Raw genomic sequence first — 11138 nt, 5'->3', positions numbered from 1 at the left:
TCGTGATCAAGGGGACGCTCGGGCCTGACGGATTCCTCGTCGAACCGAACGGTGTGATGGCCAAATGTCCTTCCAAGTACGAGCCGGGATCGGTCGGCAATCCGACAGGCGCCAGCCATCCGGGCAGCGTGCGTCCTGCCGCTGCGGCGCCTGGCGCCTACTAGGTCTGTCATGCCAGCTCTCGGGACGTTCCTGCTGCTCGCCAGCTTCGTCGTGGCCTGTTACGCCGCCACGGCCTGCATCGCCGGGGCTCGGCGCCGATCGACCCGCCTCACCGAGAGCGGGATCGGCGCCTTCTACCTCGTCACGGCACTGATGTCGGTTGCCTCCGCGGTCATCCTCTACGCGTTTGTCACCGACACGTACCAGATCAAGTACGTCGACCGCTATTCCGACGCCGCGCAGCCGCTGCTGTTCAAGCTCACCGCGTACTGGGGCGGGCTCGACGGCTCGATCATGTTCTGGGTGCTGCTCCTGTCGGTGTTCGGCGCCATCGCCGTACGCAATTCGCGCGAGTCGCATCGCGAACTGATTCCGTGGGTCGTGGCCGTCATCTCGATGGTGGAGATGTTCTTCCTCTTCCTGATGGTGGTGCACAACAACCCGTTCGAGACGTATCTGGCCGACATCCCCCCGGACGGGCAGGGACTCAATCCCCTGCTGCAGAACATCTACATGGTCATCCACCCGCCGTCGCTCTACATCGGCTTTGTGGGCATGACCATTCCGTTCGCGTTCGGCATGGCGGCGCTCGCGACGGGGTATCTCGACGACTCGTGGCTGCGAGCGGTGCGCCGCTGGACGTTGGTGAGCTGGCTGTTCCTGGCGCTGGGCCTCACGCTCGGCATGATCGGGGCGTACGAGGAGCTCGGGTGGGGCGGGTACTGGGGCTGGGATCCTGTCGAGAACGCCGGCCTGCTCCCGTGGTTCACGGCCACGGCGTTCCTGCACTCGGTGATGGTGCAGGAACGGCGCGGGATGCTGCGCGTCTGGAACATGACGCTCGTCATCACCACGTTCTTCCTGACGATCTTCGGCACCTTCATGACGCGATCCGGCGTCGTGCAGTCGGTCCATGCGTTCGGCGAGGACAGGGAACTGGCGTGGATGTTCACGGTCTTCATGACCGTGCTGCTCGTGGTCAGCTTCGGGCTGCTGATCTACCGCCTGCCGCTGCTGCGCGCGCGTCATGAGCTCGACTCGTGGGTATCGCGCGAGGCGGCGTTCCTGGCCAACAACTGGATCCTGCTGTTCTCGGCGATGTTCGTGCTGTTTGCCACGATGTTCCCGACGTTGAGCGAGGCTGTCGGCGGCCAGCGACTCACGGTGGGCCCGCCGTTCTTCAACAAGTGGATGTTGCCCATCGGCCTGATGCTGCTGGCGCTCACCGGCGTCGGTCCGCTGCTCGCCTGGCGCAAGTCCACGCTCGACAACCTGCGCTTCCAGTTCCTCTGGCCCGTGGTCGCGGCGCTCGTCACCGGCGCGGCCGTCGTGGCCCTTGGCGTGCGCGTGTGGTCGTCGGGTATCTGCTTTGCGCTTTCCGCGTTCGTGACCGTCACGCTTCTCCAGGAGTTCGTGCGCGGCGCACGTGTGCGTCAGCAGTACTCGGGATCCGATCTGGTCACATCGGCGATCGGTCTGGTCGCGCGGAACCAGCGCCGTTACGGCGGCTACATCGTGCACCTGGGCATCGTGCTCATGGCGCTCGGATTCGCCGGCGACGGCTTCCAGCAGGAAGAGCAGTTGCTGCTCAAGCCAGGCCAGTCGGTGACGGTGGGCCCGTACACGGTGCGCCATGACGGCATCGCCATCACGCAGGACGCGCAGAAGCAGATGGTGACGGCGAAGATGACCGCCTTCGACGGCACGACGGAGCTCGGCACGCTCACGCCAGCCAAGTGGTTCTACACCAAGCGTCCAGACGAACCCACGACGGAAGTGGCCATCAGGCGCACGTTCGCCGACGACCTCTACATCGTGCTCGCCGGTTTTGACGTCGAGCAGCAGAGCGCGACGTTCCACGTCGTTGTCAATCCACTCGTGAACTGGATCTGGGCCGGCTTCGGCATCCTCGCGATCGGCACGTTGATCGCGCTGCTGCCGGAACGCGCGCTTGCGGTGGCGGCGGCGCGTGCGCCATCGGGCGCCGGCGCCGGCGCAACGACCACGTCGCTGCTGGTGCTTGCCGCGTTGCTCACGCTGCCGTTCCCCGCTCGCGCGCACGCCGCACACGGGCACGACGAGCCGCAGGAGACGGTGTCGAGCGTGAACACCGGTACGATCATCGAGCGCCTGCCGCTCGAGCGGGAACTCGGTGACGAGATCCTGTGCACGTGCGGTTGCCGCCTGCCAGCCGGGACGTGCGGCATGTTCCAGTGCCAGGGCAAGGCCTCGCAGTTGAAGCGCCTGAAGGAACTCGTCGAGGCCGGCCACGATCGCGAGGCGATCCTCGCGACCTTCGTACAGGAGCACGGCACGGACATCCTCACGCAGCCGCCTGACACGCCCTTCAACAGGCTGGCGTGGGCCGTGCCCGTGGGCCTCGGCCTCTTTGGTGCCGCAGTGGCTGGCGCCGTGGCTGTGCGGTGGTCGCGACAGTCGACGACCGACGGTGCGTCGGCGTCCTCCGCGGGCGCCGATCCGTATCAGGCGCAGCTCGACGAGGAACTGCGTGACCTCGATTGATACGCGCGGTCCTCGCATCTGGCACTTCTTCATCGTCCTCGGTCTGCTTGGCGCCACGGCGGCGGTGTGGCGTGAACCGCGGTTCACCCGGCCCGAGCATCTGATTCTGCTGAGCGCCGGCATCGTGCTCGCGGCTGTCGCGGCAGCGGTGCTGTATCGCACGCTGCTGCCGCTCGTCGCGCCGGAGCAGGTGGTGGGCGATACGCGACGATCCGCCCGGCAGGTGCGCGCGCTCGAACGCGAGAAGGCGCTGGTGCTGCGGAGCATCAAGGAACTCGAGTTCGACAAGGCGATGGGGAAGGTGGCCGACGCGGACTACGACGAGATGGTCGGGCGGTTGCGACAGCGTGCCGTCGGACTGATGCAGCGCATCGAACTCGGCGAGGCGGGGCTCCGTGAGCGCATCAACAAGGATCTCGCGCGCCTCGCGACGCCGCGGAACACGAAGACGGTGAGTGCGCGACAGTGCGGGCAATGCCAGACGCTCAACGATGCCGACGCGCGCTTCTGCAAGACGTGTGGAGCGACGCTGTGACGCGCGCGTTGTGGTTCGTATTGGCGACGGTGATGGCGTGTCTGACGTCTGTATCGTCTGTCGCCGCGCAGATGCCTGACCTCCGGCAGATGAACGGGATGGCGCTGCCGAGCGGCGACCTTCCGGACGGCGCCGTCTCCGTGCGCGTGGTGCGCCAGTCGCTCGGCAACAATGTCGTTGGCGCGACGGTGCGCGTCGCGGGCGACGGCGCGCAGGACGAGGCGCCGACAGACGAATCCGGGCGCGCGATTTTCGCGTCGCTCGGTGCCGGCAAGACGCTCATCGCCACGGTGACGGTCGAAGGCGAGACGGTGCGGTCGCAGCCGTTCCAGGTGCCGTCGACAGGCGGCGTCCGCGTGATCCTCGCCGCGGGCTTGTCGGACGGCGCAGTACCGGCAGACGGCAACGCGGCTCCAGCGGTGCCTGCGGCGCCGACCGAACCGGCGACGCCCGGCAGCGTGGTGCTCGGCACGCAGTGGCGCACCATCTTCGACTTCGCCGACGAGAAGCTCGAGGTCTTCCACATCTTCGAGTTCGCCAATGCCGCGGAGGGGCCCGTCTCGATCCCCGAACCGCTCCGGATCGCGATGCCGTCAGACGCCGAGCAGGTCACGCTGCTCGAAGGCTCCTCGTCGCAGGCGCGCGTCTTCGAGCGGCAGCTCGTGGTCGCCGGCCCGTTTCCTCCGGGACGGACGATGGTGCAGGTGGCGTATCGCCTCCCGGCCACGGGCGCCAGGCGTGAGATATCCCTTACGCTTCCCGTCCTCTCCATGGCGACCAACGTGATCGTGCGCCGTCTCGGCGACACGCGGCTCGTCGAACCGACGCTGCCGCAATCGCGCGAGGCGCAGGCCGAAGGACGGACGTACTACACCGGTACCGGTCCGGGCATGGGTGCGGGGCAGACGCTGCGCTTCGTCCTCGACGGCCTGCCGCATCATCGGACGTGGCCGCGCTACATGGCACTCGGGATCGCCGCGCTCGTCGCATTGGCGGGGGGCTGGATGGCCTTCCGGGTACCGGTCGATCCGACGTCGCGCATCAAGGCGCTGGAGAGTCAGCGGACGTCGCTGCTGGCCCGACTGCGCCGGCTCGAGCAGGATGGCGAGCCCGCCACCGCGGAACTGCGCGACGAGCGCGAGGCGGTGTTGCGCGATCTCGAAGGCGTATACGCGTTGCTCGACGCCGAACGCGCGCGTGGCAGCGGGTCACAGGCCGAACGTCAGGTGTCATGACGGCCACGCCCGACGACGATCGCCGGGCGCCGCTCCTCGTCTGCCGCGGCGTGGCCCGGCAGTTCGGTCGGCGCCGCGTGCTGCGCGACGTCTCGTTCGAGGCGTACGCAGGTGAGGTGTTCGCTCTCCTCGGGCCGAACGGATCCGGCAAGACCACGCTCCTCGGCGTCCTGTCCACGCTCGCCGAGCCATCGCGTGGCGAGGTCATCTATCCCGACGCGGCGGGCCTCGATTCTCCGCGTCGCCTCTTCGGTGTGCTCGGACATGAGCCGCAGCTCTATGGCGACCTGACGGCGCGCGAGAACCTCGAATTCTTCGCACGGCTGGCGGGCATCGAGGACGTGCCGTCGGCCGTGACGCACGCGCTCCATCACGCGAGGCTCGCCGACAGGGCCGACGATTTCGTCGAACGCTTCTCGCGCGGCATGCGCCAGCGGCTCGCGTTCGAGCGCGTGCTCCTCACCTCGCCACGCATCCTGCTGCTCGATGAGCCCTTCACCGGCCTCGACGACGAGAGCGCGCATCGGATGGTGGCACGTCTGGGCGCTGTGCGCGATAGGGGGACGCTCGTGGTCCTGGCGACGCACGATCTGCTGCTCGTCGAGGGGCTCGTCGATCGCGCGTGGATCATCAGACAGGGAGTACTGCAGCCGCTGCGGCGCGCCGGTTCGCTCGCGGAGGCGTACAGGGCGTCGCTCGAGCCGGACGACACCACACCTGCGCGTCGCCCGTCGAGCATCACGCGCCAGTTGGCGTCGTCACGGATCGCCGCCACGTTGCCGTCATCGAGCGAGACGTCGCTCTCCGACATCCTTCGTGTGGCCTGGATTCTCTTCGCGAAGGATCTCCGGATCGAGTGGCGGTCGCGCGAGGGCCTGCTCACGACGGCGTGTTTCGCGCTGGCGTGCGTGCTCGTCTTCTCGTTCGGCCTCGTTCACGACGGCACACCCGTGCCTGATGCGGGTCCCACCGTGCTGTGGGTGACCATTGCGCTCGCTGGCACGCTCGCCATGGCGCGCACCTTCGAGCGCGAACGCGCGGCCGGTACGCTTGTCGCCACGCTCGCGTCAGCCGCGCCGCGTGCCTCGATCTACCTCGGGAAGTGGGGCGCCCTCATGGCGTTGATGTTCGCCGTCGAGGCCGCGCTGCTGCCGCTCGTGGCGCTCTTCTTCCAGATGCCGCTGGAGCGGCAGCCCTTCACCGTGGCCGCACTGCTGGTGCTCGGGACCGCAGGATACGCGGCCGTGGGCACGCTCTTCGCGGCGATGCTCGCGCGCATGCGTACGCGCGACGTCCTGCTGCCGTTGCTGCTGTATCCGATGAGCGTCCCCGTGATCATCGGTGGCGTGCGCGGGACGTCGGCGGCGTTGGCCGATCCGTATGTGCCGGGCGTGGTCAGCCTCTGGCTGCCCCTCTTGGTATGCTTTGACGCTGTGTTTGCCACGCTTGCGCTGTGGACGTTCGGCGCCTTGATGACCGAAGGCGCGCCACGCGTGGCGAAGGAGGCTCGAGATGTTGACGCGTAGTGCGCCGGCGGCGTTGGGGCTGGCCCTGGTGATGTTCGCCATCGCCCCGTACCTGATCGCGCAGGCGCCGTACGAATCGACGATGGGGCTCGTGCAGAAGATCTTCTACTATCACGCGCCCGTCGGCATCGTGATGTTCCTCGCCACGTTCGTGTGCGGGTTCGCGAGCGTGTCGTACCTGCGGCGCGGACGTCCCTCGAGCGACAGGTGTGCCGAAGCCGCCGCCGAATTGGTGGTCGTGCTCGGCGCGATTGTGTTGCTCACCGGACCGCTGTGGGCCCGCAAGGCGTGGGGCGTGTGGTGGCAGTGGGATCCGCGCCTCACGTCGACGCTCGTTCTGTGGCTCCTGTACGTGGCGTACCTGCTGCTGCGGCGCTTCGGTGGTCCGGGCACGGAACGGCTCGCGGCAGGCGTGGCAATCTTCGGGATGGCGAACGTGCCGTTCGTCTACTGGTCGGTCAACGTGTGGCGCACCATGCACCCGAAGACGAGTGTCGTGCCGACGCTCGGGCCGGAGATGCGGACACCGTTCTATTGGTGCATCGTGGCGTTCCTGTTGTTGTTCGTCGGCCTGCTCGGTACGCGCGTACGGCTCGCGGAACAGCAGGACGCGCTTGATGGCCTCCTGGCCGAGGCGGAAAACTAGTCATGCCGTTGCTCACCGGTTTCCTTCGTGTCGTCGTGCTCGCCCTGTTGCTGGCTGGAGGGACGGCGTCCTTCGCGGCGACGGCCTTCGCCCAGTCGGCTCCGCCTCCCACGACAACCGCGGCGCAGGATGAATACCTGCCCATCTCCGAACTGCCGGACAGCGAGAAGCTGCCCGCCGCACCCTTCCTCGTGGCGGCGTACATCATCGTGTGGGTGGCGTTGCTGCTGTACGTGCTGTCGTTGCGGCGCCGGCTCGATCGGGTCGAGGCCGACCTGCGTGAGGCGCGCAGACTGACGTCAGGCGGCCGGTAGGACGCCCATGACGGCCGGGCACTTCGTCTTCATCCCGGCGGTGCTGCTGCTGGGCATCGTGATCGGGTGGATTCTCGGGTCGCGTGCGGCGATGGACGCCATGCGGTCGCAGCAGAAGCGCGCCGAGGAGCGTCGCCGCGCGCGTGAGTAGCGCGGGCTAGCGACCTTCGGAGAGGCGTGAGGCGAGCAACTCCGGCAAACCTGCCGCGCGGATGGCCGCCTGCTCGGCGGCCACGTCGTACTCGACACGACAGAGCGTCACGGTCCGCGTGCCGAGATCGACGATGCCGTACGCCGCGCGAGGGTCGCCGTCGCGAGGCTGTCCCACCGATCCCGGGTTCACCAGCCAACGGTCGTCCAGCGAGATCGACAATGTGGTGCGCGTCCATGTCGGACCGCTCTCCACGACGGGACGTCCTTCGCCCGAACCATACGCGCCCTGCACGTGCGTGTGGCCGAAGAGGCACAGCGGCCGGCGACCGAGCGCGGCGGCATCCCTGATGTCGTCGATCCACACCAGGTAGGCGTCCTCGTCGGCGGGCGACCCGTGCCACACCTCCAGCGCATCGTCCACGAGCAGCGGACCCGCCGGCAGTTCCCGCAGATACGCCAGGTGCGCCGACGACAGGGCGCGCGTCGTCCACTCGGCCGCGTCGCGCGCGTGCGAATTGAAGGCGAGCAGGTCCATCACCCCGCACACGGCCTTGTCGTGATTGCCGCGCACCACCACGTGAGGCGCAAGCGCGCGGATGCGGTCGATCACCGGGCCGGGTTCGGCCCCGTAGCCCACGAGGTCGCCGAGGACGAGTACGCGGTCGTACGTCTCGGGCGGGCAGTCGTGGAGAACGGCTGTCAGGGCCGGGAGGTTGCCGTGGATGTCGCTGATGACGAGATAGCGCACGCTGTGGCTCTATTAACGCAGGACGCCGGCGATCTGAACGCTACAACCCGAGCTGGTGCATGACGTCCTCGACGAGCGCGTCGATCCGTCCCGATCCGTCCACGCGGATATGTGCCAGGCGGTACGCGGCGCGGCGATGCTCGAAGAGGGCCGCGAACGCCTCCCTGTCTGCCGCGAGCGGACGGCGCCCGTCTGACGGCACGCGGTCGATGATGCGACTGAGCGGGGCGTCCAGCCAGATGGCGGTGCCGTCGGCCAGGATGTCGGTCCGATTGGCGGCCTGCACGAACGTCCCGCCGCCGGTGGCGACGATGACGTTGCGAAGGGGAAGGTAGGTGAGGAGCACGTCGCGCTCCACCTTGCGGAAGTACGCTTCGCCCTTCTGCGCGAACACATCGGAGACCGTCCGCCCTTCCCGGCGTTCGATCGCATCGTCCAGGTCGATTACCCGCCATCCCAGCCGTCGCCCGAGCACTCGCGCGACGGTGGTCTTGCCGGAGCCCATGAACCCGACGAGATACAGCTTGTCGGCGCGCGGGGCGTTCATTTCCTCAGGGCGGTGAGGACGTCGAAGAAGCCGGGGTACGACACGTCGACGGCGTCGGCACCGCGGATGATGGTCGGCTCCAGCGCGCCGAGGCCCGCGACGGCAAACGCCATGGCGAGGCGATGGTCGTCGGCGGCGTTCACTTCGCCACCCAGCAGTCGTCGCGATCCGCGGACGTGGAAGCCGTCAGGCAGTTCATCGGCATCGGCGCCGAGGGCGCGCAGGCCGTCGACGAGCGCCGTGATGCGGTCGCTCTCCTTGGCCCTGAGCTCGCCGGCACCCGTCACCCTGAGGTCGCCGCCGTGCGTCGAGAGCGCGGCGAGCACGGGGAGTTCGTCGATGAGCCCGGGGACTTCGGCTGGTGTCAGCTCGATGGGACGGAGGCCGTGGTGGCGCACGCGCACGCGGCCGACGGGCTCCTCGGCATCCTCGCGATCGGCCTGCAACTCGATGTCGGCGCCCATCCGGCGGAGGACGTCGAAGATGGCCGTGCGGCTCGGATTGAGGCCGACGTCCCTGAGCTCGATGAACGAGCCGGGCAGGGCCGCGGCGGCGCACGCCCAGAATGCGGCCGACGAGGGATCGCCTGGGACGGCCAGCGATCGCGCCGTGAGGCGTTGCTCGCCCTGGAGACGAATGACGAGGCCTTGTACGTCCACCGTCGCGCCGAACGCCTGGAGCGCGCGCTCCGTGTGATCGCGCGTGCCGGCGGGTTCCTCGAACGTCGTGAGGCCGGGCGTCTGCAGTCCTGCCAGCAGTACGGCGGTCTTGACCTGCGCGCTCGGCGTCTCGGGGCGATACGTGATCGGATGCAGGTTGCCGCCGACGACAGTGAGTGGCGGCCGTCCGTTGAAGGCGGTGACCGTGGCGCCCATTTCCTGCAGCGGAGTCACCACGCGCATCATCGGACGTCGCCGCAGCGAGGCATCGCCGGTGAGCACGCTCGTGAACGGGTGCGCCGCGAGGATGCCGGCGAGCATGCGCAACGTGGAGCCCGAGTTACCGCAGTCGAGATCCTCCGACGCTGTCTGGAGCCCGCGCAACCCGCGGCCGACGATCTGGATCGTCGGCACCTTCGCGCCGGTCTCCCTGTCGAACGCGTCGTGTCGCGAGACCACCGTGCCGAGCTGCTCGAGACACGCGAGCGTGCTGCGGCAGTCGTTGCCCGGCGCGTAGTGGGTGATGCGCGACACGCCGTCGGCCAGCGCGGCCAGCATCGCGTATCGATGGGAGATCGACTTGTCTCCCGGGACGCGCACGACGCCTTCGAGGGCGGTGGCGGGCCGGACGGTGACGGACTTGGTGAACTCGGCGGACATGCGGGCTTCACTGTAGCAAACCGCCACGCGCGGCGGAGCGTGTATGATCCTCGCCAACTCCGACGACATGGCCTCCGATCGGTCCACACTCTCCCTGGTCCTGCCAAGCCACATCGACGTGCTCGACTACGTGCAAGTGGTCTGCGACGAGTTGTGCGCGTCGGCGCGGTTGAACGAGGATGCCTGCCACTGGGTTGGCGTGTCGGTGCGCGAATCGGTGGTGAACGCCATTCGCCACGGGAACAAGTTCGATTCGGCCAAACACGTGCACGTCGATTTCTCGCTGCTCCCGGCGGCCGCGCCGGAAATCCTCGAGATCACCGTGGCAGACGAGGGTGGCGGGTTCGAACCGGAGGACGTGGCCGATCCGCTCGCCCCTGAGAATCTGCTCAAGTCGAGCGGGCGCGGCATCTTCTTCATGCGCAATTTCATGGACGAAGTGGACCTCACGCGCCGGCCTGAAGGCGGCATGGCCGTCCGCATGCGCAAGCGCCTCGCGGTGCAGGACGCATGACGAGCGTTCCGGACCCGCTCCTGCTCGCCACCGCTGTCGACGCCGTGCAGAAGGCCGGCGCCATCCAGATGGCCCACTTCGGCGGGCCGATGCGCATCGACAAGAAGGGCGCCATCGACCTGGTGACAGAGGTCGACGTGGCCGTGGAACGCATGTTCCGCGCCCTTGTCGCTGAGCGCTTCCCCGATCACGTCGTTCTCGGTGAGGAGCTCCAGCAGGACGACCTGCTGCGCCGGACCGCTCCCGGCTACTGTTGGGTATTCGATCCCATCGATGGCACCACCAACTTCGCCCACGGACTGCCGATCTTCTGCGCGTCGCTCGGTCTCGAGCTCGATGGGGAGACGATCGTGGCCGCCGTGTACGACCCGACGCGCCGCGAGCTGTTCACGGCGGAGCGGGGGCAGGGCGCGCGCCTGAACGGCGAGCGCATCACCGTGACAGCTGCCGACACGGTGATCGACAGCCTGCTTGTCACAGGTTTCCCGTACGACGTGCAGCGGCCCGAGACGGGAGAGGCGCTCGTGGCGCTCTTCGGACACTTCCTCGGACGGAGCCGGGCGGTGCGTCGCCTGGGATCGGCGGCGCTGGATCTCTGCTATGTAGCGGCCGGCCGCTTCGACGGCTTCTACGAGTCGTCCCTGAAGCCCTGGGATTCCTGCGCCGGCGCTCTCATCGTCGAGGAGGCGGGCGGCCGCGTCACCGATTGGCGTGGTGCGCGGTTCCAGTCACGCATGGCGCCTGTGCTGGCCACCAACGGACGCATCCACGACGAAATGCTCGAGCTGCTCTCCGGCTTCTACGGCGCGCGCGGGTACACGCTGCCGGCCTGACCCGTCGCGAGGACACGCGGCGCGGCACATTCCTTGCTTTTCTCTCGTCACAGGACGCATGCCAGCGGTCGCACGCATGGGGC

Annotated in this window: 12 protein-coding genes; 9 read left to right on the top strand and 3 right to left on the bottom strand. The window is 68.3% G+C overall.

The genetic code is table 11. The features are described 5' to 3' along the window. Window positions 1-171 precede the first annotated feature (171 nt). The 7 genes from ccsA (IT182_09135) to IT182_09105 are packed head-to-tail and all read left to right on the top strand — an operon-like array spanning window position 172 to window position 7092. On the top strand, window positions 172-2685 hold the full coding sequence (gene ccsA, locus IT182_09135; GenBank protein MCC6163498.1) for a cytochrome c biogenesis protein CcsA: 2514 nt from the start codon (window positions 172-174) through the stop codon (window positions 2683-2685). Further along, window positions 2672-3220, top strand: coding sequence for a zinc ribbon domain-containing protein (locus IT182_09130; protein MCC6163497.1), 549 nt, complete (start codon window positions 2672-2674; stop codon window positions 3218-3220). The genes ccsA (IT182_09135) and IT182_09130 overlap by 14 nt, the downstream gene beginning before the upstream one ends. After that, window positions 3217-4455: a hypothetical protein gene (locus IT182_09125; protein MCC6163496.1), complete on the top strand. Its 1239-nt coding sequence runs from the start codon at window positions 3217-3219 to the stop codon at window positions 4453-4455. Before IT182_09130 ends, IT182_09125 begins: the two co-directional genes overlap by 4 nt. Next, window positions 4452-5981: a heme ABC exporter ATP-binding protein CcmA gene (gene ccmA, locus IT182_09120; GenBank protein ID MCC6163495.1), complete on the top strand. Its 1530-nt coding sequence runs from the start codon at window positions 4452-4454 to the stop codon at window positions 5979-5981. Before IT182_09125 ends, ccmA begins: the two co-directional genes overlap by 4 nt. Window positions 5982-6012: 31 nt before the next feature. Beyond that, on the top strand, window positions 6013-6627 hold the full coding sequence (gene ccsA / locus IT182_09115; protein ID MCC6163494.1) for a cytochrome c biogenesis protein CcsA: 615 nt from the start codon (window positions 6013-6015) through the stop codon (window positions 6625-6627). A 2-nt stretch (window positions 6628-6629) separates the two neighbouring features. Next, window positions 6630-6941: a CcmD family protein gene (locus IT182_09110; GenBank protein MCC6163493.1), complete on the top strand. Its 312-nt coding sequence runs from the start codon at window positions 6630-6632 to the stop codon at window positions 6939-6941. A gap of 7 nt (window positions 6942-6948) precedes the next feature. Continuing rightward, entirely contained in the window at window positions 6949-7092 is a 144-nt protein-coding gene (locus tag IT182_09105; protein MCC6163492.1) for a hypothetical protein, read from the top strand. A 6-nt stretch (window positions 7093-7098) separates the two neighbouring features. Here IT182_09105 and IT182_09100 read toward each other — a convergent pair whose 3' ends face one another. From IT182_09100 to aroA, 3 genes are read right to left on the bottom strand one after another with little or no spacing between them, the layout of a single operon-like run. Next, complete coding sequence (locus IT182_09100; protein MCC6163491.1) at window positions 7099-7842, bottom strand: metallophosphoesterase family protein; 744 nt, start codon at window positions 7840-7842, stop codon at window positions 7099-7101. A 40-nt stretch (window positions 7843-7882) separates the two neighbouring features. Further along, complete coding sequence (locus tag IT182_09095; protein MCC6163490.1) at window positions 7883-8389, bottom strand: shikimate kinase; 507 nt, start codon at window positions 8387-8389, stop codon at window positions 7883-7885. After that, window positions 8386-9708, bottom strand: a complete 1323-nt coding sequence (aroA, locus tag IT182_09090) for a 3-phosphoshikimate 1-carboxyvinyltransferase (protein MCC6163489.1) — start codon at window positions 9706-9708, stop codon at window positions 8386-8388. Before aroA ends, IT182_09095 begins: the two co-directional genes overlap by 4 nt. Window positions 9709-9775: 67 nt before the next feature. On the opposite strand from aroA, the gene IT182_09085 reads away from it, so the two are divergent. Together IT182_09085 and IT182_09080 are read left to right on the top strand one after the other, a co-directional pair. After that, complete coding sequence (locus tag IT182_09085) at window positions 9776-10222, top strand: ATP-binding protein (protein MCC6163488.1); 447 nt, start codon at window positions 9776-9778, stop codon at window positions 10220-10222. Continuing rightward, a complete protein-coding gene (locus IT182_09080) occupies window positions 10219-11055 on the top strand; it encodes an inositol monophosphatase (protein ID MCC6163487.1) in 837 nt (278 codons plus the stop codon). Before IT182_09085 ends, IT182_09080 begins: the two co-directional genes overlap by 4 nt. Window positions 11056-11138: the final 83 nt, after the last annotated feature.

This window comes from Acidobacteriota bacterium (assembly GCA_020845575.1).
Classification (GTDB): Bacteria; Acidobacteriota; Vicinamibacteria; order Vicinamibacterales; family Vicinamibacteraceae; genus Luteitalea.
Note: the sequence above shows the minus strand (reverse complement) of the source record. Positions and strands in the feature narration are given on the sequence as shown.